This window comes from Hymenobacter sp. HD11105 (genome assembly GCF_054051685.1).
The window spans coordinates 57,027-80,901 of sequence record NZ_JBSWBR010000001.1; the positions used below are offsets into that span (position 1 = coordinate 57,027).

Sequence of the window (23,875 nt, forward strand, 5' to 3'; positions counted from 1 at the left end):
ACGACGTAATCGCCATGGCTATTCAGCAGTATCAGGACTCGTTTTCCGGGATGGGCCAATCGCCATTTAGCGCCATGCTCGACCGGTTTTTCAATGACTCTCTAGCCTCCCGCGGACGGGTAGCTAGCTTTTCACCTCAGGTAGATGCTTATGAGACGGAGCGCGGCTATCAAATTGAGGCAGCGCTACCAGGTATTAAGCGCGAAGACATCAAAGTTGATTTCCACCAAGGCCGCCTTACTATTTCGGGCGAGCGGCAGTTCAAGAATGAGCAGAACGACCGCCGCTACCATCTTGTGGAAAGCTCCTTTGGTTCGTTCCAGCGTTCCTTCCAGCTGCCAGACACAGTAGACCCCAGCCAGATAGAGGCTTCGTTTGAGGATGGTGTACTGCGTGTGATGGTGCCAAAGGACACTAATAAAACCATGCGCCACCAAATTAACATCCGTGGGGGCCAGCAAAGTATGGGCAGCGGTCAGATGTCGGATCGGATGGGTCAACAGGCCAGTGACATATCTGTGCAGTCGGGCGACGGGCAAAATCAGTCCAGCAGCGACAGATACAATATGCAACAGGACCAAGGCCAGGCCGATGGCACTTCTTATGAGAATTCAACTGAGACCCGCAGCTCCGAAAAAATGAATGCTTAATGCCAGCACTCGGAGTAGCGTCACAAAAAAGCCCCCCAGAACTTTTCTGGGGGGCTTTTTTTATTCGGTTGGGTTGGGTGTGGGGTCGTAGTTCACTGTTTCGGCGCCAGCGCCGAGCGCGGCCAGCGTTAGGCCATCTTCGGCCACATAGCTGAGCTGAGCAGTAAGGCCCACGTCCTGTAGGTCTTGCATCAGGCCGGCGGCGGCAGCTTCGGGCGTTATTATGTCAACGGTGGTAGCCACCACGCTCACGGGTCGGTCGGGGAGTGCTACGAGCGTAGCGCGCCGGTCGATTTCGGGCGGAAAAATGGCGGCGTACAGAATCAGCCGGTCGTACGCAATGCGGTTGCCAGCGAGCCACCGGCAGGCCGCCGCCGCCCCGTGTCCGTAGCCTAACACCGTGACGGGCGTATCGGGCGGGCAGGCTTCCAGAATCGATTCGGCCAATGCATCGAGGTAAGTAGTGAGGTCAGCTAAATCGAGCAGCAAATCAGGTGGGGCAAACCAGGTGGCGCCAGTGCTTACCATACCATCGGGGCTGGGGGGCAACGAGTAGCGCGACAGAGCTTCCGGAAAAATGAGAAGGCGTTCGGGCGTATCAAGATTACTGAGTTGGGCCGCAAAGTCGGCGGCAGACTGGCCTTCGCCGTGCAGGCAAAACCAGACGTGACGAATCGTCGGGCCAGGTTCGCCCAAACAATAGTAGCGGGCCGTGCGGGTCGTAGTAAACGTTTGGGGTTGCATTCGGTCTAAGAGTTGAGTAACACGAGATAAGCTATACGGAAGGCGTGCAAATCAAGGTCAACAAGGAAGCCAAACTCTCCGTTTAAGTCATCAGTATCACCTGCCAGAATGGCCGTTTTTGCGGTGTTCAGAGGGCTTTATGAACGTCAGTGTGGCTGAAAGTCGGCCCGTTTGACGAAGAAAAGGGGTTGGTACATCGTTTGACTTATCCCTGTTACCATATAAGATAGAAGAAGCCATGAAGTTGATAAGCCCAGAGTTCATTCGCAATATTGCTCCCCAGCTCAACCTGCTCAATACTTTGGGCGGCGGCACGGCCCAGGCCCAGCTGCGCGTTGATAAGGTGGCAAAAGGCGTGGTGGTACGGGTAGCAGCGCCATCGGTGCGCCCCGAGAACTTCCACGTATTGCTCGATAATAATCGCCTGACCGTGTACTGCGATTACCGCCACGAGGAAGAGGATCTGATGAGCGCGCCCTTATTTGCTCAGACGCTCGACTTGCCCGCCGGCCTCGACCTTAATCGTATCGACGCCGTGCACGAAGAAAATGAGCTGCGCGTCCGCATCCCGTTCAAGGATTCGGCTAGCCGCCAGCGCGAAATTGATATCAAGCTGCGCTAGGATCTAACTAGCTGCCTATAACGTCGGGACCGACCGACACCATTTCTCATCCAGCCACTGCTCGCCGCAGTGGCTTTTTTATTGCCGTACTGCGTGGTTAATCAAACAGCGGGATCAGTAGCAAGAACCCGGTAACTAGAGCCAAATAAAACCAGCCCATCACCTGCCCCCGGTACTGACGCGGCAACCGATTACTGAGCACCAGCACGGCCACCACAATCAGCAGCAGATGGAGCAGCAGAAACACCACCGTTTTAACCCAGTTGCTGACAATAGTATTTTCAGGCTGGTACTGGTCGCTCATACCTAGGCCTGAAGTCAGGAAGCTAAGCCCGTAGTAGGCAAACACCTCAAATGCGATAAAGCAAACAAGGCCAATCAGCAAAGCCTGAGAGCCTGATTTGCGGGAAACGTCGGCCATTATGAAGAGAGAAGATGAGTCATCATGTTAAGCTGAACCATTTAATAGGATAACGTTGTGGTACTAACCTACTCAAAAGAAAACGTCATGCAGAGCGCAGCGAAGCATCTCGCTCACGCCGTTAGATTACTACTGAGACGTCAGCACGCTAGATGCTTCGCTGCGCTCTGCATGACGTTCTGGTGTACGAATCATCTAGCTAGGCGAGTCCCCTTTCTTACTTAGGACTTCCTGAGTGCGAGTTTCGATGTAAAGCTCCTCGACTTTGGCACGGGCCCAGGGCGTGCGCCGGAGGAAAACCAAACTAGACTTGATGCTGGGATTGACGGCAAAGCAGTTGATATGGATGCGCTCATCCAGGCCCGGCCAGCCATAGCGAGCCACCAGATATTCCAGAATTTGAGCCAGGGTGATACCGTGGAGTTCGCGGATGAGGTGGCCCGATTCGTCGCGGGCGTCGGAAGCGTTGGAAGTAGCCATGAGGCGAAGTGTTAGATAGTGCAAGGTCGGGAAAAGCAGGGACTACATGTGCAGTAAAGCTCGACTGGGGGGCTTTTTCTGCATTGTACCCAAGTGCTTAGGTACGCGTGGGGCCTATCTGTGCGTTACCTTTGCGATGACTGCGCTCATGAATCAACCCCGACGCTCCTCTTCTGCTCATCGCCGCCGCGCTGCTCCTAAGCGGCGCAGGCTCCCGCTGATCATTTTGGTGGGGTTGCTGTTGGTGGGGTTGGCTTTCTACGGACGCTACTGGCGACAGCTAAATCGGTATGCCCGCCGCACGTACGCCACCCTTACTGCCGACCGCCTAACTGGCCGTGAAAAAACGCCGTTGCTCACTGGCTACTCTGTGCACGGCATCGACGTATCCTCTTACCAAGGCCGCATCGACTGGGTGGAAGTATCTGAGCACCAAGTGAGCTTTGCTTTCATCAAAGCCACGGAAGGCGTTACCATGCGCGATTCTCGATTTGAGCGCAATTGGCAGGGGGCAAAAGCCGTGGGCATTTACCGCGGCGCCTACCATTACTTTCAGCCCAACTACGACGGCGCTCAGCAAGCCGACCTCTTCGTGCGCAATGTACCACTGCAGGCCGGCGATTTGCCCCCGGTGCTCGACGTAGAAGCTCCCAATTTCCACGACGTGGCCATCATGCGCCGCAATGTAGCTACTTGGCTGCGCTTGATAGAACGGCACTACGGCGTGCGCCCTATTCTGTACTCCAATCACAACTTCTACAAGCGCCACTTGGCCGGTCATTTTGATGACTACCCGCTTTGGCTGGCTCATTACGAAGTAGAAAAACCATCTTTGCCCCGCGAGAAGTGGATTATCTGGCAGCACAGCGACGAGTCGCACGTGCCCGGCATCCGTGGACCCGTCGACTTTAATGTATTTCAAGGCAGCTTCGAGAAGCTGTTAGCTCTGCGTATTCCGGAGAAACAGCCGTAGTGTACCCTGGAGCCTAGGGTTATTTATATTTGCCTATGCCTATTATTTCCTTACGTCGTTTTTGCCTGCTGCTCAGCCTGCCTTGGCTGCTGAGCGCCTGCGCTGGTGGTGCCGGCGCCTTCACCCAGAGCGGGCAAGGCTCGTACTACGCCAACAAGTTCAACGGGCGTAAAACAGCCAGCGGCACGGTGTACCGACCTAATAAGCTTACGGCGGCCCACAACACGCTGCCCTTCGGCACGGTGGTGCGCGTAACGAACCCTAAGAATAACCGCTCGGTAAAAGTGACCGTGACCGATCGGGGCCCGCACGTGAAAGGCCGCATTATTGACTTATCGCGCAAGGCGGCCCGCAAAATCGATATTATCGACGCAGGCGTAGCGCCCGTGCAAGTTAAAGTAGTAAAGCAAAGTCGCTCACGCTAAGGCTGGGGGACATATTGGGACCCTATTTTTAAGTTGTTATTCCGCTTTCCCACATGAGAATTCGCAAAAAAGTACGCTGGACGCCACCCGCCGTACCGGGTCGCTTCGTTGCGCTAGCTGCCTTTGTGAAGGCCGCCGAAGCACAGGCTTGGACCGATGCTGAAATCCAGTACGTAATGGATGAAGTAGTTGAAGCCCAAGACGACGCGGAGGCGTCCCTTATTCTGCTGGATTACACCTGGGTATAAAGTAGAAGCGGGGCGACCCGAATCCATCTGATTCGATCCGCCCCGCAGGAGTAGCTAGCGCTGTTAGGCTACTTTTTCTTCTTAGCCTTAGCCTTCAGGTTTTCTTTTTTAACCAGCAGCAGGCTGTCCTGCTCCGCTTTTTGAGCACTGGTCGTAATGCGGCCACTCAGCGACATCATATCACCTTCCTGCAATTGAGAGCTAACCCCAGCCGGAGTAGTCACGGTGCCAGTTGGGGTGATCTTAGTCCCGTTGGTTAGGCTCAGATCCTGGCTGAGCGGAGTAGTACGGCCCATTTGGGTTACCAGCACTTTGCCTTCTTTAAGCGTTACGCCGTCCTTGAGGGTAGGCGCGCCGGGCGTTACCGGTTTCGGACGAGGAGCTGCCGCGGTGCGGCGGGGGGGCAATTTAGTTTGGGCCGACGCGGCTACGGCACTGGTAAGCAAGGCAAGAACGAGGAGGGTAATACAGCTCAGCTTCATAATAGAGAGGCGGAAAAAAGTGAAGAAAATGGGTGAGGGGGACGAACAAAAAGAATGGATATTAGAGCACGCGCAGCCAGGGTAACCTGCATTAGCTCAGGCGCGTTAGGTTAAGTTGCAAGCTGTACCGATGCCGCTTGCGCTATTCTTACCCAACAACCTCCTACCCCATGGCTGCCGACAAAGCATCAGACAATATTTACGCCGATTTTAAAAAGCAAGTGAACATGACGGCCTCCGAGCTGGAAAAGTGGCTTGACACGGAGGAGTCCAAATCGGTGGGTCAGGATAGTGGTGATGGCACCAGCATCGGCCGCAAGTCGGGCGAGCAGATAATCACCATTTTGCACAAGAAGAAAGCGGACCTCACGGAAGCCGACGAAGCCCACATGCACAAGGTGCACTCTTACATCAGCCGGCACTCAGCTCAAGGCCCGGAAAAAGACGTGGAGAACTCGCGCTGGCGTTATTCACTGATGAATTGGGGCCACGATCCGCTGAAAAAATAGCCCCCTATATAAGTGTGGACGTATAAATTAAGGCTCACGCGCTGCAGATGGTTGCCAGAAAGCTATACTAGACTATCTATTGGAAATAGCGCACTCATAATTCAACGTTTCACAAGGTGGACTACAAGGATTATTACAAAACTCTAGGACTGGAAAAAACGGCTACCGCTGACCAGATAAGAAAGGCTTATCGTAAGCTGGCGCGACAGTATCACCCAGATGTAAACCCCAACAATGCCGAGGCCGAGCGAAAGTTTAAGGAAATAAACGAGGCCAATGAAGTGCTCAGCGACGAGGAAAAACGCCGCAAATACGACCAGCTCGGCGCCGACTGGCAACGCTACCAGCAAGCCGGCGCGGGCGGGAGCCGTGGCGGAGGCTTCGACTGGGCGCAATATGGGCAGCCGGGTGGGTCCGGGGGCTACGGCCAAGCCGGCGGCAACGACCCATTCGGTAACACTGACTTTTCGGACTTTTTCAGTTCCATTTTTGGTGGTATGGGGGGCGAAGGCCGCGCTGGGGGGCATTCTACCCGAGCCGGCGCTGGCCAAGATTACCAAGCCGAGCTGGAGCTGACCTTAGCCGAAGCCTATGAGGGCGGGCCACGCACACTTACTGTAAACGGCAAAAAGCTGCGCATCAACATTCAGCCGGGAGTTGAAGACGGCCAGACCATCCGCCTCCGCGACCAAGGCGCGTCGGGCCGCAATGGTGGCCCCGCAGGCTCGCTCTACATCACGCTACGCATTGCGCCCGATCCGCGCTACACCCGCACCGGCTCCGACCTGACCATGGATGTACCGGTGAGCATTTATACAGCCCTGCTCGGCGGCCAGCAGGTAGTCGAGACGCTATCGGGGCCGGTGAAGATCAATGTGAAGCCGGAAACCCAAAACGGGACCCGCTTGCGCTTGCGCGGCAAGGGCTTCCCAGTATATAAGCAGCCGGGCCAGTTTGGCGACTTATATCTGCGCCTGAACTTAACCTTGCCCCAGCACCTCACCGACCAAGAAAAAGAGTTGTTTCGCCAGTTGGCGGCGTTACGCGGGGAGGCAACCTAAACGAAGTCAACCCATGCCAACCATTATCGATTATCTGCTATGGGACAATCAACTATCATCACCATCACGTTTCGCGACTGTGCCTCGCGCTACGGCCTAAGCGAAAATGACCTCCACGAGTTCGTCGATTTGGGCTTACTGCATCCTGCCGAAGAGCCTGATACCTTACAAGATGAACCCGATCAGTTGGCTCGCCTCGCCCGCCTGCACCACGAGTTGGGCCTGAGCGTGGAAGGCATTGATGTTGTGCTGGCAATGCGCCGCCGTATGCTGAAGCTCCAAGCCGAACTGGCTCTCCAGCGGGCCCGCATAGCACAGCTAGAGCGCTACCTGCACGGCTCGGGTCCTTTGATGGACATATAGGAGCCGGCTTGCCCTTAGCTTAAATATCAATGGCTAACGCTAGCAGAGTACCGCATAGCGTGGCGCCCAGCTTGGGCCAGTTGAGGCGGTGCTCCGGGCTGGTTTCGAAGAGGATAGTGGTAGATACATGCAAGAAATTACCGGCCACTAAGCCCAGCAAAGCTGCATATAAACCGCTGCTCATCAGATCTTTCAGCACCACGTAGTTGCTAACAATAATGCCAACCGGCGCGGCCAGCGCAAACAGCACGAGGTAAGGCAAGGCGCGCTTGAAGCTATGCAGGCGCAGCAGCAAAGCCGCCATCAGGGCAAAGGCCGCCGGGATATGGTGCAGGGCCACGCCCGCCATAATCGCATAAAAATTGTCGTTGCTGGGCTGCGCTTCAGGCTGATGAATTAAAATACTGCCCTCTAAAAAGGAGTGTATAACCAGCGAAAACAGCAGTAAGAAAGGTACTTGCCCGTCGTGGGCGGTGTTATGGTGCACGTGACCGTGTTCTACGCCCTGGGAGAAAACCTCTAGTATGAGCTGACCAAAAAAGCCCCCCAGCACATAATAGCCAATGCGGTAAGTCTCATTGCTCGGCACCAGTAGCAGCGCTTCGGGTAGCAAGTGCGTGATAGTGAGCGTAAATAAATAAGCGCCGCTGAAGGCCAGCAAAGGCTTCATCCAGCTTGTCCGGGCCGTAGGCACCAGCCTGGTAAGCCAGCCCGCGCCTAGCACGGTGAGAAACAGCAGCAGAACGGCAATCCACATAATTAAGGTACTGATTTGATTAGCAAGGTATCAGAGTGCTGATTTCCCGGATGAGATGCTGGCACGAAGCAGTCAATACGCTCTTTCGCATCGCGGAGCACACTTGAGCTTTACTTTTTTAACACAAAAATCATTCGGGGGCTTACTACTTCATCGTAAGGCGCTAATTGGTAGTCACCAAGCACCTCGACCAAGCGCAAGCCCGCCATTTGGAAATACTCCTCAAACTGTGCCTGACTTAACGCTCGTACGCGTTCCTCGAAGCGTTGCTCCACTCCATTATCATCCTGGAAGCGAATTTCTTTGACGATAAAATCATCGTCGAGGTGGCGGGTGATATGAAAGGTGGTGCCCCTTACTGTTTTTTCTTCTTCCAATACCAGTTCCCGTAAAGTGCGCTCAGTGTTCATAAAGTCAATTACCATTTTGCCCCCCGGCCGGAGCGCGGCCGCCGCGGAGCGAAGCGCCACCACGTTTTCGGTTTGCTGAGCAAAATACCCGAAGCTGGTAAACAGATTGAAAATCAGATCGAACGGCCCGCTGCGTAGCGGGTCGCGCATATCGTGCACGTGAAAATGTAGGTGCTCGTGAGCGTACTGCTGCGCATAAGCAATGCTTTCGGGCGAAAGGTCTACCCCCGTCACATCGTAGCCGTGCTGACTCAGGTATACCGCGTGCCGTCCCTTTCCACAGGCTAAGTCGAGCAGACACGCGCTGGGCTTAGGATGCAAATGCTTGAGCAAGGCATCAATAAAGGCTTGGGCTTCCTCCTGATTCCGGTCGCGATACAGCAGATGATAATAAGGTGAGTCGAACCAAGTAGCAAACCACTCAGCAGTAAGATGTAGCATTCACAGCGCAAAAGAACTCCATACTAACAAACCCAGCAGGAGTGAAAAACCATTTTGGCCAGACAGCCTTCTTATATTTTTGCAACAATGTTACACATAAATCAGCTAGCCTTACGTTTTGCTTCCAGCCTATGCAGTAACAACCATTCATTTTCCCCCAGGATTTGCTAAGATGGCTGGTTAAAGCAGAAGCCGCCGTCGGTAGTAAACCAACGGCGGCTATGCTTAAATATCTATCAGCAAGCGTGTTGCTTTCTAGCGCTGTATTTGGCTGCCATTCGCCATGGTATCGGCCTGGGTTGCCTTGGCTTTGATTTTGGCAGCGGCTTCTTTCTTGTTGGTGCGCATTGCCTCCTCTGCGTTGGCCGAGATACTACCTTCAGCCGAAGGCTTGCCTTTTCTATCTACTCCTTCTAGGGCGGAGTTAATTGGCTTGGAAATAGCGCCGCCTTTGGCCTGGTTTGATTCGTAGGCCGTGCCTTGGTCAAAGTTATCGGAGGAGCGCGCACCGGGTGCTACCTGATCGAGCGACACTTTTTTGTCGGGGCGCCAATCGGAGGGCTCGCTGCTGCACGCGGTCATGGATAAAGCGAGGGTGGCTAAGCCGGAGAGCAATAAATTCTTATTCATGAGAGAAAATGGTTTGGGCTAAAGGCAAGACGGTTGAATGCTGGCGCAGCTACTGCTGCTTTTGTAATCTGAACAGTCAACCTTCAAACTATTCAGCCAAGTAAGGAGTACCGACCCTGGGGGACAAATGTTACGCAGCCGGCGCGTCGGTGGCGGGTGCAGGGGTTACAGGCAACAGATTTTTGCGCCGCAACATGGCGTCAAACAGCTTCACATCGTTGGGCGAGTTGAAGATGCGCAGGGGCAGAAGCAGAAACACGGGCACATCGAAAGTGCGCGCTACCCAGCGACGCCAGCCGGCTATCTCATCGGGAGCTTGTCCGGGACGCAACCACATAATAAAGCCATCGGCATCGCGCCGGGCTCGACCAATCATATCCCAGCTTAAGTTCATGCCTTGCTTTTCATTCAAGCGAAGTAGAATCTGGCGCTGGTCGATTTCGTAGTTCACGCGCTCAAACAAGGGCTTGCTCTGCTCCATTTGGGTGATGCTCGTGATTTGGGCCGAACGCAGCAGCACAAACAAGACGGTCAGCAATACGCCCAGCGCTATCCACCACCACGATGGCCAAATAAGAGCCGGCAGCAGGCCTATTGCCAGCGGAATAAGGGCATACCACCACTCTTTCTTCCACACCTGCGTCATGGCCATGCGGGTGTAGGTATTGGTGTCAAGCTGGTATTTCTTGGTGCGAATGGCAAGTGGCGCAGGTCCTTGCGCTTGTCGAAAGCCCCGTTGATTGGGTTGTTGCATTGAGGTAAGTTATTGAATAGCTGATGATCAGATGGTGGAATTACAAACCACTTAACCAGTCAACTATATAAAGTTCTAATATGCTTTCAAGCTTAGATCTAAGCTATCCAGGGAGTGAGTTAAGGCGCCTACAGAGATAAAATCGACGCCCGTAGCGGCCACCGCCGCAATGGTATCTTCGGTGATGCCGCCTGAGGCTTCGGTTGGAAAACGTCCCCCAATCAGGGCAATAGCCTCGCGAAGCAAGCTGGGGGGCATATTATCGAGCATAATGCGGTCGATGCCACCAGTGTCGAGTGCTTCTTGTACTTCGGCTAGCGTGCGAGTTTCAATTTCAATGGGCAAGTCGCGACCGGTGCGGGCTAGGTAAGCGTGCGTGGCTTCAATAGCCGCCCGGATGCCCCCAGCGTAGTCGACGTGATTGTCCTTGAGAATAATCTGATCAAACAAGCCGTAGCGGTGATTTACGCCGCCGCCAATCAGCACAGCCCACTTTTCGCAGAGCCGGAAGTTGGGCGTTGTCTTGCGCGTGTCCAGCAGTTGAGTGCTAGTACCGGCTATCAAACTGGTTAAGTGAGCCGTATGGGTGGCAATACCGCTCATGCGCTGCATACAATTGAGTACCAAGCGCTCAGCCGTCAGAATACTTTGCGCCCGACCTTCTACCCGAAAGGCGATGTCGCCAGCCTTTACGCGGGCACCGTCACTGAGTAACTCTTCTACTTCTAGCTCAGAATCAACGGCCCGAAAGATGTGATGAGCGAGGGCAACGCCCGCTAGCACGCCGTCATCTTTCACAAGTAAATGCGCCCGATTGCGGGCATCCGTCGGGATAGAAGCCAGGGAAGAATGGTCGCCGTCACCCACATCTTCGGCCAGGGCCGTGCGAATAAACGTGGATATAGCTTCTGGAGTGAGGTAGGGAGCGTTTTGCACGGTGCAAAAATAGAAAAAGCCCCTGACAAAGCCTCTTTTCAGTCGCTCGCCTTCCAATGTCCACGTATATCTTGTAAGGTTAGCCGCCAAACAAAAGCCCAGCACCGAATGGATGCTGGGCTTTTCTGTTACAATATGTCTAGCACACCAGCCAGACGACTATTAATATTTATTCTTTCGTGAAGTTGATGGAATCGATAACCAGATTACCGCTGACAGGCTTCATTTGCACAAACACCTGATAAGAACCCGTTTTGCCAATGTACTTGCCGGCAGCGTACTGAATGCTTTCGGCGCTAGTTTTTTGGTGGTCGTACTCAAAGCTGGCGGGTGCGTTCTTAGCGAAGAAATCCTTCATCACAAATTCTGCCTGCGTTGCACTATAGCTCTGCTTATCACCATCGAAAGCCAATTCAACGGTAGGACCGAAGAACTGAGACAGATCACGGGCCGAGCCGCTGCGAATTGCCCCTTTTACAGCCCCCAGCGACTCGCCTTGCGCCTGCACCCCAATGGTGAGCAGCGCAAACCATGCGATGGCGCAGAACTGAAGTAATGTTCGTTTCATACAGAAAATTCTTTTCTTACTATGCTATGCTGGTCACCCAGCCGTTATTCCTGAGTGAAGTCTATGGTGTCAACGCTGGGCGAGCCACTGCCAGCTTTCATTTTTATAAATACCCGGTAGGCACCCGTTTTGCTGGTGTATTTACCAATGGCATACTTTGTTCCTTCATTACTGCTTCCCTGATGAATAAATTCAAAAGCAGCAGGAGGGTTTTTGGCAAAGAAGTTTTTTAGTACTGATTCGGCTTCGCTGGCGGTATAGCTCTTTTTATCGCCATCGTAACCTACTTCTACTTTTGCGCTCAAGTGAGGAGCTAATTCCTGAGCCGAACCGTTGCGAATAGCCCCCCGGATAGCTCCGAAAGCTTCGGTTTGCGCATAGCTGGCTACGGAAAGTAACCCTAGCCACACCAGCAGGCAAGCCTGAAAAACTATGCGTTTCATTGAAGAGTAAAAATACATGTTGGATAACGCCAAAACTATGCCAAGAGCCATAAAATTGGTTTATTCTCTCACTAACTTGCACCAATAATAAGATAATTGAAAGTATCCCGGAAGAACACAAGAGCGCAATAGGGTCCCTCCCCTTATCTTTGCAAGTATGAACAAACAGGTGCTGCTCGTTATTCTGGATGGTTGGGGTTTAGCCCAGAACAAAGCTGTTTCGGCTATTGATGCTGCTAATACCCCCTTCGTTGACTCATTGTTTCAGCGTTTTCCTCATAGCCGACTCCAGGCTTCTGGTGAGGCCGTAGGCCTGCCCGACGGCCAAATGGGCAACTCGGAAGTAGGCCACATGAATATTGGAGCCGGCCGGGTAGTGTATCAGGATTTGGTGCGCGTCAACAAAGCTATTCGGGAGCGCAAATTGGGCAACATTCCTGCTCTTGAAAAAGCATTTGAGTATGCTCGCACTAATGGCAAGAACCTGCATTTCATGGGTTTGCTTTCCGATGGCGGGGTTCATTCCCACATCGAGCACTTAAAAGCGCTATGCACCCTGGCCCATGATGCTGACGTGTATAAAGTGTTCATTCACGCCTTTACCGATGGCCGCGACACCGATCCCAAAGGCGGTGTGAACTACGTGAACGACCTGGAGAAGCACTTAGAGCGCAATAGCGCTAAGATTGCCACTATCGTGGGACGCTACTACGCTATGGACCGCGATAACCGTTGGGAGCGCATCAAGGTGGCTTACGATCTAATGGTGAATGGAAAAGGCACGCCTTCCCAGAACCTTATCCAGAGCATGCTTGACTCTTATAAGGAAGGCGTAACGGATGAGTTCTTAAAGCCGATTGTGAAAGTGGGCGCTGATGGTCAGCCTATTGCCACTATTCAGGAGGGCGACGTGGTTATCTGCTTTAACTTCCGCACCGACCGGGGTCGGGAAATCACGCAGGCGCTAACCCAGCAGGATTTCCACGCCTTTAACATGCACCGCCTTAATCTGCACTATCTGACTCTCACAAACTACGACGCCACCTTTACGGGTGTAACGCCCATTTTTGAGAAGGATAATCTAGATAACACGCTGGGCGAAGTACTAGCCGCCGGTGGCAAAACACAGATTCGCATTGCCGAAACGGAAAAGTACCCGCACGTCACCTTTTTCTTTTCGGGGGGCCGGGAAGTGGAATTTGCGGGCGAGACGCGCATTATGCGGCCCTCGCCCAAGGTAGCCACTTACGATCTGCAACCCGAAATGAGTGCCTACGACCTGCGCGACGCGCTGGTACCGGAGCTGCAAGCCCGCTCCGCCGACTTCGTGGTTCTCAACTTTGCTAATCCCGATATGGTAGGCCACACGGGAGTATTCGAGGCCGCCGTGAAAGCCGTAGAAACGGTGGATACGTGCGCCCGAGACGTAGTAGAAACGGCTTTGGCTAATGGGTACGCCTGCATCGTGATTGCCGACCACGGCAACGCCGACATGATGATTAACCCTGACGGCACGCCCAATACGGCGCATACTACTAACTTGGTACCCTGCATTCTGGCTGACCCCACGTACCACGGCACCTTAGCCGATGGCAAGCTGGGCGATATTGCTCCTACTGTACTCGCGCTTATGGGCCTGCCTCAGCCCGCTGTCATGACGGGGCAATCCTTGCTGCAGCCGTCTCCAGTGCTTGTTACGAATGCGAATGCGTAAGGCGTGGTGGCTGGGCAGCTTGCTCCTGCTGGCTACTGCCTGCGGCCCCGAGTCGGCCCCGGCCTCAAAGCAGGCAGGCCGCCGACCGTTATACTTTGATATAAAGAGCTTTCTGGATGCTCAAACCCAGGACCTAACGCGGCGCAAGCCGGCGGTAGAAAAGCGCGTAAAGCTGCGTGGGGGGCAAATAGAAACTACCCGCGTGCCCGAAGTAGAGTGGGACAATGAGCTACAGATATTCTACCAGACCGATATCAATAAGCCAGCCCTGCGCGGCGCTTACCAGATCGACTCGGTGATACAAGAAGATGGACGCCTACGCCGCACTTATCGGCGGAAGCCCGATGTGGAGAATGCAGTAGAGCGCCTAACCGTAATTTCCTTGCCTTCCGCTCCGGCTGCTGCCCAGGAAATCACGGCGACGCTTACGCAGGATAATCCGCTGTTTTTCTCGCAGAAGCGTGTAGCCTTGCACGCAGCCAATGGCCGCTTACTCGATTATCAAGTGACGGGCGTGCAGAAGCTGGTGCTGTTTGACACCTTACGCTACTCCGCCGCCGTACGGGTGGTAGAATAACGCTGGGGCCAAATCAGTTTTTACCGTTGGGTATCAAGCTTTTCTAGCTGAGCGCTGTGGCTAGTGCTTGGCTTTTTTTGGTGTAGCTCACAGAACTAGTATACTGCTGTCTCATTTGTGCAGTACGTTTTTTAGCAACCTCTCTTCCTTCTACCGACCAACTCACCATCTATGAAAAATGCCCCCCAGTTCTTGCCATCCTCATGGCGCACGCTGGCTTTGCTCCTACCGCTAGCGGTCGGCAGCGCCTGCCAGAGCAATACGTCGAATACGAACTCCGAAACAGCCACCGCCGACAGCACCCAGACTACCGCTGGTAACTCAGTAGGCACAAAGAAATACCTAAATAAGCCGCTGATTTCGGACATCTACACCGCTGACCCATCGGCTCACGTGTTCAACGGCCGCATTTATATTTATCCGTCGCATGATATCGAGACAGGCATGCCGGAGAACGACAACGGCGACCATTTTGCCATGCGCGACTACCACATCCTCTCCATGGACAGCATTGGGGGCAAAGTCACGGACCACGGCGTGGCGCTGGATATAAAAGATATTCCTTGGGCCGGACGGCAGCTTTGGGCCCCGGACGCGGCTTTTAAGAATGGTACATACTATCTCTACTTCCCGGTAAAGGACAAGCAGGATGTTTTTCGCATCGGCGTAGCAACCAGCAAGTCGCCAACGGGCCCTTTCAAGGCGCAGCCGAAGCCTATCGAAGGTAGCTTAAGCATTGACCCAGCCGTGTTTACGGACACCGATGGCAAGTCGTACATGTACGTGGGGGGCATTTGGGGCGGCCAACTCCAGCGCTGGCGCACCGGCAAATACGACGCCAGCAAGCCCAAAGAACAGGAGCCGGCTCCGAACGAGGAAGCAGCTAGTCCGCGGGTTGCGCGCATGAGCAATGACATGCTCAGCTTCGCCGAGCCGATGAAGGAAGTGAAGATTCTGGGCCAAGATGGTAAGCCTTTTCTAGCCGGCGATACCAAGCACCGCTTTTTCGAAGGTGGCTGGATGCACAAGTATAACGGCAAGTACTACTTCTCCTATTCTACCGGCGATACTCACCTGCTGGTGTACGCCACCGGCGATTCACCCTACGGCCCCTTCACCTACCAAGGCGTTATCATGAACCCAGTAGAGGGCTGGACGACTCACCACTCCATTGTGGAGGTTGACGGCAAGTGGTACATCTTCTACCACGACACTGAGCTATCGGGCAAGACGTGGCTGCGCAATGTGAAAGTCACGGAGCTGAAGCGCAAGCCAGACGGCAGCATTGAGACTATAACTCCGTAAGCGCAGCTTGCTGAACGAAAAAAGCCCCCCAGACCTGATTTGGAGGGCTTTTTTGTTACTGTATTTTCTAGTAATGTAATAAGTAGCTTCTCTTCACTTGGCCACCGTACCCATCAACGTGGCTACCACCCAGCGGCGCCCGCCGTGGTTGCGGTGCTCGCCTAAGTAAATGCCCTGCCAGGTTCCCATTGCCAGCTGCCCGCGCGTGATGGGTACGCTCACGGCATGACCCAGCATGGCCGCTTTGAGGTGGGCCGGCATATCGTCGGGACCCTCTTGGGTGTGGCGAAAGTAGGGGGCATTTTCGGGCACAGCTCGATTGAAATACGCCTCAAAATCGTGACGCACCGTTGGGTCAGCGTTTTCGTTGATGCTCAGGCTGGCAGAAGTATGCTGAATGAAGAAGTGCGCGGTGCCCATTTCGATTCCTTCCAGCTCCGGCAGTTCGGCTGTAAGCAGATCCGTGACGAGGTGAAATCCTCGACTCACGGCAGGCAGGCGCAGACGTTTTTGAAACCAAATCATAATACAAACTAAGGATTCAGGCGCTCATAGGCCCCTAAGTCGGGAGTGGCAGAGCGGGGCTTGTTGAGCAGGTCCCTGGGCACTAGCGGGGCGAGTAAAGGTCGGTTGCTGGCGGGCGAGAGTGTATCAAGCCGATAATCGAAGCGCCGACCACGCGGCTGGCCGGGCCAACTGATAAACTCCGGATCTTTATTGAGGATATTGTTGGTGCCGGTGCCGCCAAAGCCTAGTTGCGTAGCACTGCCCACATCTTTATAAGTATCAGTACGCAGCAAGCTGTTGCGCACGGTAATCTGACGGGCATACAGGCTCGCGTTTTCAAAGCCGATTTCATTATCTGGGTTACTGCCCCACACAATAGAATTCAGGATACTCACCGTAGGCAGCACCGATGGGCCCGGTCGCCCACTAGCCAGCGTGAGCACATTAGAGAAATTTAGAGAAGGTGTACGACGCTGAAAGCTGGGCGTGTAGTTAGCGATGGTGCAGAAATTCAAGTCAAAATTGCCCCCCTGCAAGCCCCGCACGGCGTATTCGCCACAATTCGTAAGTAGGCAGTTGCGCAAAATAAAATCGCCAGAAAAGCTCAGGATGCCTGCTCCATCGAAACTAGCGCCACCGCTGGCAAAGTTGAGGCTAGCACCCGAAATATTTTTGATAATAGTATTCTCCACTAGCACGTTAGGCCGGGGCTGGCGATTTTCGGGGTTGAAGACCAGCAGCCCAAAACCCGCATTCTTGATTTCGGCGTAGCGCACCACGTTACCCTGGCTCGTGGCATCAAACTGAATGCCTCGCCATTGCCCAGGAATCTCGCTGTAAGCGGCTTCCAGTCGGTCGCCGGCAAAGCGGACGAAGCGAGGATCATTGGGCGCTAGCTCATCACTGGGGGCCAAATTGGGGTTTACCAGCAGCTGTCCCCGAATGACGATACCGGCGCCGGCGTGGGCATAAATTCGGGCGCCTTCTTCAATAGTAAGCGAGCAGCCGGCATCTACCCGCACAAAATCGTAGATAACGTGGGGCTTATCGTTGCGCCACACGGTATTGCAAGCCAGCACTTCGGCTCGGTGGAAGTAAGCGTTTTGGCCATACGCCACTAAGGCTACTTGCTGCTCATTGCCATTGGTGCGAAACTGCACCTGATCCTCGACCAGAAACGGCGTGTTTTCGGCGCCCGGCCCGAGCGAAGCTTTTACCAATAGCAATAGACTATCGCGGCCCCGGATCTCGACTTCCCGCGCTAGCGGACCAGAGTCGCCATTCACGGTGAGCGTGTACGGTGAGCTGGCAGCTTTCAGCGCTATCCGCTCCACGCGCACGGCGCGCCGATTGCGGTTGTACACCCACAGGCGCTTCGTGACGGTGCCGGTTTGCACGAATACCGTATCGAACAGCAGCGTGTCAGCAGAGAATTCCAGCCGGGCGCTGGTGTCGCGCGTCACGATTTCCTCTTTCGGCTCGCAGCCGGGCAGCAAGGCCACCAGGCTAACTAGAACAAGCAAAAAAGGTAGAAATAAACGCACGAATCGATAGATAAATAAGATGAACGCTCTGTGCTGAGGCTATCTAAATAACAAGGCCCCGCTTCGGCTACAAAAAGCAAAGCGCAGGCCTTATTGTCTGCTAGTTTACTTAAGACACACCTTCTTTCATGCGCTCGGCGCTTTCAGCAAGGCGCAGCTGCTCCACGAAATCATCGATGTTGCCTTCCATCACGCTGGCTAGGTTGTACACCGTATAGCCAATGCGGTGGTCGGTCACGCGACCTTGAGGGTAGTTGTAGGTGCGAATCTTATCGGAACGGTCGCCGCCGCCGATCATGCTTTTGCGCTGGGCGCCTTCGGCTTCGTTTTTCTTGGCTAGCTCAATCTCGTAGATGCGCGAGCGCAATACTTGCAGAGCTTTGTCAAAGTTCTTGAGCTGGGACTTCTGGTCCTGGCACTGGGCTACCAAGCCGGTGGGCAAGTGGGTGAGGCGCACGGCCGAGTAGGTCGTGTTTACCGATTGCCCCCCAGGACCCGACGACATAAACAAGTCCTTGCGTACGTCGTTCATGTCGATTTCCACGTCCAGTTCCTCGGCTTCGGGCATCACCACGATAGAAGCTACCGAGGTGTGAATGCGGCCCTGGGTTTCAGTGGCTGGCACGCGCTGTACGCGGTGTACGCCGCTCTCAAACTTGAGCTTGCCGTACACATCCTCGCCCTTCACAGCCAGAATAATTTCCTTGTAGCCTCCGCTGGTGCCTTCGGTGGCGTCAATCAAGTCCATCTTCAAGCCCTGCTTTTCGGCGTAGCGCATATACATACGCTGCAAGTCGCCGGCAAAAATGGCCGCCTCGTCGCCGCCGGCCCCAGCCCGGATTTCCATGATAACATCCTTGGAATCGTTAGGGTCTTTAGGCAGCAACAGGTCTTTAATTACGCTTTCCAGGCGTTCCTGCTCGGGCAGCAACTCGTCGAGCTCAGCCTTGGCCATCGCGCGGAAGTCTTCGTCTTTTTCCGTGGAAATGACGGCGCGGGCGCCCTCAATATTAGAGAGCACATCCTGATACTTGCGATACTCAGCTACGATGCGGCCGAGGTCTTTGAATTCTTTATTGAGGGACTTATAGCGCTTCATGTCGCTCATTACCTCGGGCTGCATTAGCTGCTCATTCACGTCCTCGTAGCGTTGGCGAATGGCCTCCAGTTTATCTAGCATCTTGCCTTCAGAGAGTTATATTGGGAGTGCAAAGGTACTGAAAACAAACAGGTCCTGTGCACGACAAGTTGCATTGCATTGCGAATGGTAGCGCCCTGGTAAGTCAGTGTCGGCTTCTTTTTTCTAAGAATATAAAGCTCATTCGATATACACCTTTGTAGAAAATCCCTACTTTACGGTCGTAAGTCTGCAACAATGGCCTCGCTTTCTACTTCGAATTCTTTCTTTTCTGCTCTGGGGGGCATTTTTTCGGACCCCACTAGCTACACAACAGGTACCACAACCCGCTAGACGGGCTGCGCTACCTCGCTTTGTCTTGATGTTTCGCAGCCCGTCGCCGGCCGCTTCCTGACCCGAAGCTATGCCGGTCCCGACGGGCTTTTTCGTGCCTAATTAGCTCTTCTTATGCAGGTTCTCAAATTTGGCGGCACGTCAGTAGGTACGGCGCCCAATCTTCAGCGCGTAGCGCAACTCGTAGAAGCCGCCGCCCAACAGTCGCCCGTGGTGGTAGTCGTATCGGCGCTGGGCGGCACCACCGATGCTCTAATCGAAGCTGGCCGCCTGGCCGCCGCTGGCTCCACCGACTATAGGCAGCGCCTCCAGTTGCTGGAAGACCGCCACCTGGAAGCCGTGCGCGGTTTACTGCCCATTTCCGACCAAAGCGCGGTGCTGAGCATGGTGAAAACCTACTGCAACGAGCTGGACGGCATCTGCGACGGCATATTTGCTTTAGGTGAACTCTCTGACCGAACGCTGGACCGGCTGATGAGCTTTGGCGAGTTGATGGCCTCGCGCCTGCTGGCCGCTTGCCTCAAGGCCCAAAGCATACCCCACATCTGGCACGACAGCCGGCAGCTAGTCCGCACCGACTCGCGGCACGGCTTTGCCTCCCTAGACAAAGACATTACCGACAAGCAGATTCATGATTTTGTAGCCACACAGCCGAGTTCCATTTATATAGTGCCGGGCTTTATCGGCAGTGATGTGCGGGGCGTCACAACCACGCTAGGCCGCGGCGGCTCCGACTACACGGCGGCCATTTTTGCGGCGGCGCTGGAGGCTGAGCGACTGGAAATCTGGACGGATGTAAGTGGTATGATGACCGCCGACCCGCGTTTGGTGAAGCTCGCTCGGCCTATTCCGCGCATCTCTTATCAGGAGGCAATGGAGTTGTCGCACTTTGGGGCCAAAGTGCTGTATCCGCCTACTGTTCAGCCAGTCAGGAGCCAAGGCATTCCGCTCTGGATAAAGAACACATTTGCCCCCCGGGACGCAGGGACGCTGGTAGAAGTCAGTCCGCCCGCCAATAAAGATGTAGTGCGGGGCTTGTCGAGTATTGCGCAGCTGGCCTTGCTGAACCTGGAAGGCAGCGGCATGGTGGGCATTCCGGGCTTTTCGCGGCGGCTGTTTGGGGCCCTGGCCCAGCAGCGCATCAACGTGATTCTCATTACTCAAAGCTCTTCGGAGCACTCCATCTGCGTGGCCGTGCAAGCCGCCGATGCCGACGTGGCGCAAACGGTGGTAAATGAAGAGTTCAGTACCGAAATAGCAGCCGGCAAAGTGGAGCCGCTGCGTTGCGAAAACGACCTAGCCATCGTAGCGCTGGTAGGTGACAACATGCGCAACCACCCTGGTATTAGCGGCCGCATGTTCAGCGCGCTGGGGCAGAACGGGGTAAACATTCGGGCTATTGCGCAGGGCTCCTCGGAGCGAAACATATCCGTGGTGATTCTGGCGGCTGACGTGCGTAAGGCTATTAACGTGCTGCACGAGGAGTTTTTTGAAGAGACCACCAAGCAAGTAAACCTGTTTGTGGCGGGCGTGGGCAACGTGGGGGGCAAATTATTGGAACAGCTGGCCCGACAGCAGCCCTGGCTGCGCGAAAAGCTGCGCCTGGATCTGCGCTTGGTAGGCCTGGCCAACAGCCGGCAATTTATACTCACCGACGACGGCAGCATCGACTTGCACAATTGGCAAGCAGCGCTGGAGCAAGGTCAGCCACTTCAGCTACAGGAAGTGGTGCGGCAGCTGCACGCTCGCAACCTACGCAACACGGTGTTTGTAGACGTAACGGCCAGCGCCGACGTGGCGGAAATCTACGCAGCCTTGCTGGCAAAAAGCGTGGCAGTGGTGGCTTGCAATAAGGTGGCCTGCTCGTCGGAATACACGAACTACGCACACCTAAAAAGCTTAGCGCGGGAGTTCAACGCCGAGTTTTTGTTTGAAACCAACGTGGGTGCGGGCCTGCCGGTTATCGGCTCGCTCAACGACTTGCTGCGTAGCGGCGACCAGGTGCGGCGCATCGAGGCGGTGCTGTCGGGCACGCTCAACTTCGTGTTCAATCATTATGACGGCACCGTGCCTTTTGCTGAAGTGGTGCGTCAGGCCCAGGCCGAAGGCTACACCGAGCCCGACCCGCGCCTCGACCTCAGCGGCACTGACGTGGCCCGCAAAATCCTGATACTGGCTCGTGAGGCTGGTCAAGAAATGGAGTTGGCTGACATTCACAATGAGTCCTTCCTGCCCGCCTCCTGCCTAGAGGGCGACGTAGAGTCCTTTTATGAGCAGCTAGCCGTACACGAGGCACACTTCCGCAACCTCTATGATGCCGCGGCAACTCAAGGCCAGCGGCTCAAGTTTGTGGCCCGCTACGCCGACGGGCAGGCCAGCGTTGGGCTGCAAGGCGTGACGCCGGGCCACGATTTTTACGTGTTGCAGGGCAAAGACAATGCGGTGCTTTTCTTCACAAATCGGTATTCGGAGCAGCCGTTGGTGGTAAAAGGCGCCGGGGCTGGGGCCGAAGTAACGGCATCCGGGGTATTCGCCGATATTATTCGGGCCGCAAGAGCCTAACACTATGCCTATTTCTAACTTTCTGACTTTGTATTCTCCCGCTACTGTGGCCAACGTGGTATGTGGGTTTGATGTGCTGGGCTTCGCGCTGAATTCGCCCTACGACACCATGCACCTGCGCCTGAGTGAGCAGCCCAGCGTAGTTATCGTGCACGAGGATGAATTCAACCTGCCGACTGAACCCGAACGCAACGTGGCTGGGGCGGCATTGCTGGCGCTGCTCCGGGCGGCGCCCGCGGGCACGGGCTTCGAGATGCGCATCAACAAAGCCATTTTGCCGGGCAGCGGAATCGGCAGTAGCGCGGCCAGCGCGGCAGGCGCGGTAGTGGGCGCCAACCGGTTGCTGGGGGGCATTTTTTCGCCGGAAGAGCTGGTGCGTTTCGCCATGTTTGGGGAAGAAGTAGCCTCCGGCGCCCAGCACGCCGACAACATTGCCCCGGCTATTTACGGCGGCGTCACGCTGATTCGGTCTGCGGAGCCGCTGGATATTGTGCCGCTGTCGGCACCGCCCCTGCACGTGACGGTGGTGCACCCCCAAATAGAAATACGCACCGCCGACGCCCGCCAAATCCTCAAGCAGCAAGTGCCGCTGAAAGCTGCCATCCAGCAGTGGGGCAACGTGGCTGGGTTGGTAGCTGGCTTGTTAAAGTCTGATTATAAATTAATTGGCCGCTCCCTAGAAGATGTCATTGTAGAGCCGGTGCGTAGCATCCTGATTCCTGGTTTTGCCGCAGTGAAGGCGTGTAGCCTAGAGGCCGGAGCTTTGGGCGGGGGCATTTCCGGGTCCGGGCCGTCCATCTTTATGCTGAGTGAAACTGAGGCTACTGCGCAAGCTGTGGCCGCGGCCATGCGAGCAGTTTACGAGCAGCTGGACGTTGACTTTCACATCCACGTCAGCACCATCAATCCCACCGGGGTACGGTTCGCGAAGTAACGCGAAACGGTGTTAAACCTTTATTTCTATGCGCTATTACAGTCTCAATAAACAAGCCCCAGCCGTGGACTTTCAGGCCGCTACTATTGCCGGCCAAGCGCCGGATGGCGGGCTCTACTTTCCGGAGCACATTCCACGCTTTTCACCCAATTTTCTTCATGACCTGAAGAGGATGCCGCGGGCTGAAGTAGCCTTTGAGGTTATTCGGCCCTACGTGGGCGACACCATTCCAGCAGACGTATTGCGCGGTATCTGCGCCGAAACAGTGGATTTTGAGTTTCCGCTGGTTCCCATGACGGAGCGAATAGCGGCCCTGGAACTGTTTCACGGGCCGACGCTGGCTTTTAAGGATGTGGGCGCGCGGTTTATGAGCCGCTGCCTGGGCTACTTCTCGCGTCAGCAAACGGCCCCGGTTACGGTGTTGGTGGCCACGTCTGGGGATACGGGCGGAGCCGTGGCCGACGGTTTTTTGGGCGTGGAAGGCGTGGAGGTCGTTATTCTGTATCCGTCGGGCAAAGTAAGCCAGCTTCAGGAATTGCAGTTGACCACGCTGGGCCAGAACATTACAGCGTTGGAAGTGCGCGGCAACTTCGATGATTGCCAGAAGCTGGTGAAGCAGGCGTTTCTGGACCCGGTGGTAACGGAGCATCGGCAACTGACTTCTGCTAACTCTATTAATGTGGCCCGCTGGCTGCCCCAACAGTTTTATTATTGCTACGCCCTGCAACAGTGGACGCAGAAAAGCCCCCCAGTGGTGGCGGTACCCAGCGGCAACTTCGGCAACATCTGCGCCGGGCTACTAGCCCACGCGTCGGGCTTACCTATTGGGCATTTTGTGGCTGCCTGCAATGCCAATTCAGCCGTAGCTGACTATCTGCGCACCGGTACTTTTACGGCACGCGAGGCCGTAGTTACGCTTTCTAATGCCATGGATGTGGGCAACCCCAGCAACTTCGGCCGGATTCTGGAGCTTTTCGAGCAGCGCCACGAGGCTGTTAGCCAGTTGGTTAGTGGCGCTATGGTTTCAGATGAGCAGACGACGGCTACTATCCGGCGGGTGTACCAGGAAAATGACTATCTGCTGGATCCGCATGGCGCTGTTGCCTTGTGGGCGCTGGAAGATTATCTTGTTGAACATCCCGATGAGCAAGGAATTTTTCTAGAAACGGCACACCCGGTGAAGTTCCCAGAGGTGGTAGAGCCCGTTATCAAAGCACAAGTACCAGTACCGACGGCGGTGCAGGGGCTACTCAGCCGGCAGAAGCGCAGCATATTGCTGGAGCCGGAGTATGCAGCTTTGCAGGAGTTCTTGCTTCGGTAAATTCGTTCTGGGGGGCAAATTTC

General features: G+C 54.9%; 28 protein-coding genes. 14 read left to right on the plus strand and 14 right to left on the minus strand.

What is annotated here, in order from left to right:
* Nucleotides 1-14: 14 nt before the first annotated feature.
* Nucleotides 15-650: an Hsp20/alpha crystallin family protein gene (locus tag ACW9KT_RS00275; RefSeq protein ID WP_457077360.1), complete on the plus strand. Its 636-nt coding sequence runs from the start codon at nucleotides 15-17 to the stop codon at nucleotides 648-650.
* Nucleotides 651-710: 60 nt separating this feature from the next.
* On the opposite strand, the gene ACW9KT_RS00280 is transcribed toward ACW9KT_RS00275, so the two are convergent.
* Nucleotides 711-1,394: an alpha/beta hydrolase gene (locus ACW9KT_RS00280; RefSeq protein WP_457077361.1), complete on the minus strand. Its 684-nt coding sequence runs from the start codon at nucleotides 1,392-1,394 to the stop codon at nucleotides 711-713.
* 238 nt (nucleotides 1,395-1,632) lie between these two features.
* Here ACW9KT_RS00280 and ACW9KT_RS00285 point away from each other — a divergent pair, with 238 nt between their 5' ends.
* Complete coding sequence (locus ACW9KT_RS00285) at nucleotides 1,633-2,016, plus strand: Hsp20/alpha crystallin family protein (protein ID WP_457077362.1); 384 nt, start codon at nucleotides 1,633-1,635, stop codon at nucleotides 2,014-2,016.
* A gap of 97 nt (nucleotides 2,017-2,113) precedes the next feature.
* Here the strand turns inward: ACW9KT_RS00285 and ACW9KT_RS00290 are convergent, their stop codons facing one another.
* Both ACW9KT_RS00290 and ACW9KT_RS00295 read right to left on the minus strand, forming a co-directional pair.
* Nucleotides 2,114-2,437 carry a hypothetical protein gene (locus tag ACW9KT_RS00290; protein WP_457077363.1) on the minus strand — a complete coding sequence of 108 codons (324 nt, stop codon included), beginning with the start codon at nucleotides 2,435-2,437 and terminating at the stop codon, nucleotides 2,114-2,116.
* Between the two features lie 195 nt (nucleotides 2,438-2,632).
* The gene (locus tag ACW9KT_RS00295; protein ID WP_457077364.1) at nucleotides 2,633-2,917 is read right to left on the minus strand and encodes a VF530 family protein; all 285 of its coding nucleotides are present in this window, start codon (nucleotides 2,915-2,917) and stop codon (nucleotides 2,633-2,635) included.
* 148 nt (nucleotides 2,918-3,065) lie between these two features.
* On the opposite strand from ACW9KT_RS00295, the gene ACW9KT_RS00300 reads away from it, so the two are divergent.
* From ACW9KT_RS00300 to ACW9KT_RS00310, 3 genes are read left to right on the plus strand one after another with little or no spacing between them, the layout of a single operon-like run.
* The gene (locus tag ACW9KT_RS00300; protein ID WP_457077365.1) at nucleotides 3,066-3,890 is read left to right on the plus strand and encodes a glycoside hydrolase family 25 protein; all 825 of its coding nucleotides are present in this window, start codon (nucleotides 3,066-3,068) and stop codon (nucleotides 3,888-3,890) included.
* Between the two features lie 35 nt (nucleotides 3,891-3,925).
* Nucleotides 3,926-4,315 carry a septal ring lytic transglycosylase RlpA family protein gene (locus tag ACW9KT_RS00305; RefSeq protein WP_457077366.1) on the plus strand — a complete coding sequence of 130 codons (390 nt, stop codon included), beginning with the start codon at nucleotides 3,926-3,928 and terminating at the stop codon, nucleotides 4,313-4,315.
* A 53-nt stretch (nucleotides 4,316-4,368) separates the two neighbouring features.
* Nucleotides 4,369-4,563: a hypothetical protein gene (locus ACW9KT_RS00310; protein ID WP_457077367.1), complete on the plus strand. Its 195-nt coding sequence runs from the start codon at nucleotides 4,369-4,371 to the stop codon at nucleotides 4,561-4,563.
* 68 nt (nucleotides 4,564-4,631) lie between these two features.
* Here the strand turns inward: ACW9KT_RS00310 and ACW9KT_RS00315 are convergent, their stop codons facing one another.
* Nucleotides 4,632-5,045: a DUF6799 domain-containing protein gene (locus ACW9KT_RS00315; RefSeq protein ID WP_457077368.1), complete on the minus strand. Its 414-nt coding sequence runs from the start codon at nucleotides 5,043-5,045 to the stop codon at nucleotides 4,632-4,634.
* Nucleotides 5,046-5,215: 170 nt separating this feature from the next.
* On the opposite strand from ACW9KT_RS00315, the gene ACW9KT_RS00320 reads away from it, so the two are divergent.
* The 3 genes from ACW9KT_RS00320 to ACW9KT_RS00330 all read left to right on the plus strand — a co-directional run bounded on the left by ACW9KT_RS00320 (nucleotide 5,216) and on the right by ACW9KT_RS00330 (nucleotide 6,978).
* Entirely contained in the window at nucleotides 5,216-5,554 is a 339-nt protein-coding gene (locus ACW9KT_RS00320; protein ID WP_457077369.1) for a DUF3140 domain-containing protein, read from the plus strand.
* Nucleotides 5,555-5,670: 116 nt separating this feature from the next.
* Entirely contained in the window at nucleotides 5,671-6,615 is a 945-nt protein-coding gene (locus ACW9KT_RS00325) for a DnaJ C-terminal domain-containing protein (protein WP_457077370.1), read from the plus strand.
* A 39-nt stretch (nucleotides 6,616-6,654) separates the two neighbouring features.
* A complete protein-coding gene (locus ACW9KT_RS00330; RefSeq protein ID WP_457077371.1) occupies nucleotides 6,655-6,978 on the plus strand; it encodes a chaperone modulator CbpM in 324 nt (107 codons plus the stop codon).
* A 19-nt stretch (nucleotides 6,979-6,997) separates the two neighbouring features.
* On the opposite strand, the gene ACW9KT_RS00335 is transcribed toward ACW9KT_RS00330, so the two are convergent.
* The 7 genes from ACW9KT_RS00335 to ACW9KT_RS00365 form a co-directional block, all read right to left on the minus strand.
* The gene (locus ACW9KT_RS00335) at nucleotides 6,998-7,735 is read right to left on the minus strand and encodes a ZIP family metal transporter (protein WP_457077372.1); all 738 of its coding nucleotides are present in this window, start codon (nucleotides 7,733-7,735) and stop codon (nucleotides 6,998-7,000) included.
* Between the two features lie 110 nt (nucleotides 7,736-7,845).
* Nucleotides 7,846-8,586, minus strand: a complete 741-nt coding sequence (locus ACW9KT_RS00340) for an SAM-dependent methyltransferase (RefSeq protein WP_457077373.1) — start codon at nucleotides 8,584-8,586, stop codon at nucleotides 7,846-7,848.
* A 255-nt stretch (nucleotides 8,587-8,841) separates the two neighbouring features.
* Nucleotides 8,842-9,216 (minus strand): hypothetical protein, encoded by a 375-nt coding sequence (locus tag ACW9KT_RS00345; RefSeq protein WP_457077374.1) that lies wholly within the window; start codon nucleotides 9,214-9,216, stop codon nucleotides 8,842-8,844.
* Between the two features lie 130 nt (nucleotides 9,217-9,346).
* A complete protein-coding gene (locus tag ACW9KT_RS00350) occupies nucleotides 9,347-9,970 on the minus strand; it encodes a hypothetical protein (protein WP_457077375.1) in 624 nt (207 codons plus the stop codon).
* A 75-nt stretch (nucleotides 9,971-10,045) separates the two neighbouring features.
* On the minus strand, nucleotides 10,046-10,906 hold the full coding sequence (nadC, locus tag ACW9KT_RS00355) for a carboxylating nicotinate-nucleotide diphosphorylase (protein ID WP_457077376.1): 861 nt from the start codon (nucleotides 10,904-10,906) through the stop codon (nucleotides 10,046-10,048).
* 169 nt (nucleotides 10,907-11,075) lie between these two features.
* Nucleotides 11,076-11,474 carry a DUF4783 domain-containing protein gene (locus ACW9KT_RS00360; RefSeq protein ID WP_457077377.1) on the minus strand — a complete coding sequence of 133 codons (399 nt, stop codon included), beginning with the start codon at nucleotides 11,472-11,474 and terminating at the stop codon, nucleotides 11,076-11,078.
* Between the two features lie 44 nt (nucleotides 11,475-11,518).
* Nucleotides 11,519-11,917, minus strand: coding sequence for a DUF4783 domain-containing protein (locus ACW9KT_RS00365; protein ID WP_457077378.1), 399 nt, complete (start codon nucleotides 11,915-11,917; stop codon nucleotides 11,519-11,521).
* A gap of 157 nt (nucleotides 11,918-12,074) precedes the next feature.
* Here ACW9KT_RS00365 and gpmI point away from each other — a divergent pair, with 157 nt between their 5' ends.
* The 3 genes from gpmI to ACW9KT_RS00380 all read left to right on the plus strand — a co-directional run bounded on the left by gpmI (nucleotide 12,075) and on the right by ACW9KT_RS00380 (nucleotide 15,513).
* Nucleotides 12,075-13,631 (plus strand): 2,3-bisphosphoglycerate-independent phosphoglycerate mutase, encoded by a 1,557-nt coding sequence (gene gpmI, locus ACW9KT_RS00370; protein WP_457077379.1) that lies wholly within the window; start codon nucleotides 12,075-12,077, stop codon nucleotides 13,629-13,631.
* Nucleotides 13,618-14,208: a hypothetical protein gene (locus ACW9KT_RS00375; protein WP_457077380.1), complete on the plus strand. Its 591-nt coding sequence runs from the start codon at nucleotides 13,618-13,620 to the stop codon at nucleotides 14,206-14,208. Before gpmI ends, ACW9KT_RS00375 begins: the two co-directional genes overlap by 14 nt.
* 171 nt (nucleotides 14,209-14,379) lie before the next feature.
* Entirely contained in the window at nucleotides 14,380-15,513 is a 1,134-nt protein-coding gene (locus tag ACW9KT_RS00380) for a glycoside hydrolase family 43 protein (RefSeq protein ID WP_457077381.1), read from the plus strand.
* Between the two features lie 93 nt (nucleotides 15,514-15,606).
* On the opposite strand, the gene ACW9KT_RS00385 is transcribed toward ACW9KT_RS00380, so the two are convergent.
* From ACW9KT_RS00385 to prfA, 3 genes are all read right to left on the minus strand, one after another.
* Nucleotides 15,607-16,038: a secondary thiamine-phosphate synthase enzyme YjbQ gene (locus tag ACW9KT_RS00385; RefSeq protein ID WP_457077382.1), complete on the minus strand. Its 432-nt coding sequence runs from the start codon at nucleotides 16,036-16,038 to the stop codon at nucleotides 15,607-15,609.
* 8 nt (nucleotides 16,039-16,046) lie between these two features.
* Complete coding sequence (locus tag ACW9KT_RS00390; RefSeq protein WP_457077383.1) at nucleotides 16,047-17,543, minus strand: hypothetical protein; 1,497 nt, start codon at nucleotides 17,541-17,543, stop codon at nucleotides 16,047-16,049.
* A 130-nt stretch (nucleotides 17,544-17,673) separates the two neighbouring features.
* Complete coding sequence (prfA, locus tag ACW9KT_RS00395; protein ID WP_457077384.1) at nucleotides 17,674-18,744, minus strand: peptide chain release factor 1; 1,071 nt, start codon at nucleotides 18,742-18,744, stop codon at nucleotides 17,674-17,676.
* A gap of 405 nt (nucleotides 18,745-19,149) precedes the next feature.
* Here prfA and thrA point away from each other — a divergent pair, with 405 nt between their 5' ends.
* From thrA to thrC, 3 genes are read left to right on the plus strand one after another with little or no spacing between them, the layout of a single operon-like run.
* Nucleotides 19,150-21,597: a bifunctional aspartate kinase/homoserine dehydrogenase I gene (gene thrA / locus ACW9KT_RS00400; RefSeq protein WP_457077385.1), complete on the plus strand. Its 2,448-nt coding sequence runs from the start codon at nucleotides 19,150-19,152 to the stop codon at nucleotides 21,595-21,597.
* A 4-nt stretch (nucleotides 21,598-21,601) separates the two neighbouring features.
* Nucleotides 21,602-22,531: a homoserine kinase gene (locus ACW9KT_RS00405; protein WP_457077386.1), complete on the plus strand. Its 930-nt coding sequence runs from the start codon at nucleotides 21,602-21,604 to the stop codon at nucleotides 22,529-22,531.
* Between the two features lie 28 nt (nucleotides 22,532-22,559).
* Nucleotides 22,560-23,852 carry a threonine synthase gene (gene thrC / locus ACW9KT_RS00410; RefSeq protein ID WP_457077387.1) on the plus strand — a complete coding sequence of 431 codons (1,293 nt, stop codon included), beginning with the start codon at nucleotides 22,560-22,562 and terminating at the stop codon, nucleotides 23,850-23,852.
* The last annotated feature ends 23 nt before the right edge of the window (nucleotides 23,853-23,875 follow it).

Excerpts from the sequence above, each read along its gene's own strand:
- thrA (WP_457077385.1), top strand. The coding sequence starts at position 19,150 with ATGCAGGTTCTCAAATTTGGCGGCACGTCAGTAGGTACGGCGCCCAAT.
- ACW9KT_RS00385 (WP_457077382.1), bottom strand. The coding sequence starts at position 16,038 with ATGATTTGGTTTCAAAAACGTCTGCGCCTGCCTGCCGTGAGTCGAGGA.
- ACW9KT_RS00275 (WP_457077360.1), top strand. The coding sequence starts at position 15 with ATGGCTATTCAGCAGTATCAGGACTCGTTTTCCGGGATGGGCCAATCG.
- ACW9KT_RS00350 (WP_457077375.1), bottom strand. The coding sequence starts at position 9,970 with ATGCAACAACCCAATCAACGGGGCTTTCGACAAGCGCAAGGACCTGCG.
- ACW9KT_RS00300 (WP_457077365.1), top strand. The coding sequence starts at position 3,066 with ATGAATCAACCCCGACGCTCCTCTTCTGCTCATCGCCGCCGCGCTGCT.
- ACW9KT_RS00280 (WP_457077361.1), bottom strand. The coding sequence starts at position 1,394 with ATGCAACCCCAAACGTTTACTACGACCCGCACGGCCCGCTACTATTGT.
- ACW9KT_RS00365 (WP_457077378.1), bottom strand. The coding sequence starts at position 11,917 with ATGAAACGCATAGTTTTTCAGGCTTGCCTGCTGGTGTGGCTAGGGTTA.
- ACW9KT_RS00405 (WP_457077386.1), top strand. The coding sequence starts at position 21,602 with ATGCCTATTTCTAACTTTCTGACTTTGTATTCTCCCGCTACTGTGGCC.
- ACW9KT_RS00295 (WP_457077364.1), bottom strand. The coding sequence starts at position 2,917 with ATGGCTACTTCCAACGCTTCCGACGCCCGCGACGAATCGGGCCACCTC.
- ACW9KT_RS00340 (WP_457077373.1), bottom strand. The coding sequence starts at position 8,586 with ATGCTACATCTTACTGCTGAGTGGTTTGCTACTTGGTTCGACTCACCT.
- prfA (WP_457077384.1), bottom strand. The coding sequence starts at position 18,744 with ATGCTAGATAAACTGGAGGCCATTCGCCAACGCTACGAGGACGTGAAT.
- ACW9KT_RS00335 (WP_457077372.1), bottom strand. The coding sequence starts at position 7,735 with ATGTGGATTGCCGTTCTGCTGCTGTTTCTCACCGTGCTAGGCGCGGGC.
- ACW9KT_RS00305 (WP_457077366.1), top strand. The coding sequence starts at position 3,926 with ATGCCTATTATTTCCTTACGTCGTTTTTGCCTGCTGCTCAGCCTGCCT.
- ACW9KT_RS00380 (WP_457077381.1), top strand. The coding sequence starts at position 14,380 with ATGAAAAATGCCCCCCAGTTCTTGCCATCCTCATGGCGCACGCTGGCT.
- thrC (WP_457077387.1), top strand. The coding sequence starts at position 22,560 with ATGCGCTATTACAGTCTCAATAAACAAGCCCCAGCCGTGGACTTTCAG.
- ACW9KT_RS00360 (WP_457077377.1), bottom strand. The coding sequence starts at position 11,474 with ATGAAACGAACATTACTTCAGTTCTGCGCCATCGCATGGTTTGCGCTG.
- ACW9KT_RS00375 (WP_457077380.1), top strand. The coding sequence starts at position 13,618 with ATGCGAATGCGTAAGGCGTGGTGGCTGGGCAGCTTGCTCCTGCTGGCT.
- ACW9KT_RS00345 (WP_457077374.1), bottom strand. The coding sequence starts at position 9,216 with ATGAATAAGAATTTATTGCTCTCCGGCTTAGCCACCCTCGCTTTATCC.
- ACW9KT_RS00315 (WP_457077368.1), bottom strand. The coding sequence starts at position 5,045 with ATGAAGCTGAGCTGTATTACCCTCCTCGTTCTTGCCTTGCTTACCAGT.
- gpmI (WP_457077379.1), top strand. The coding sequence starts at position 12,075 with ATGAACAAACAGGTGCTGCTCGTTATTCTGGATGGTTGGGGTTTAGCC.
- ACW9KT_RS00290 (WP_457077363.1), bottom strand. The coding sequence starts at position 2,437 with ATGGCCGACGTTTCCCGCAAATCAGGCTCTCAGGCTTTGCTGATTGGC.
- ACW9KT_RS00330 (WP_457077371.1), top strand. The coding sequence starts at position 6,655 with ATGGGACAATCAACTATCATCACCATCACGTTTCGCGACTGTGCCTCG.
- ACW9KT_RS00285 (WP_457077362.1), top strand. The coding sequence starts at position 1,633 with ATGAAGTTGATAAGCCCAGAGTTCATTCGCAATATTGCTCCCCAGCTC.
- ACW9KT_RS00310 (WP_457077367.1), top strand. The coding sequence starts at position 4,369 with ATGAGAATTCGCAAAAAAGTACGCTGGACGCCACCCGCCGTACCGGGT.
- ACW9KT_RS00320 (WP_457077369.1), top strand. The coding sequence starts at position 5,216 with ATGGCTGCCGACAAAGCATCAGACAATATTTACGCCGATTTTAAAAAG.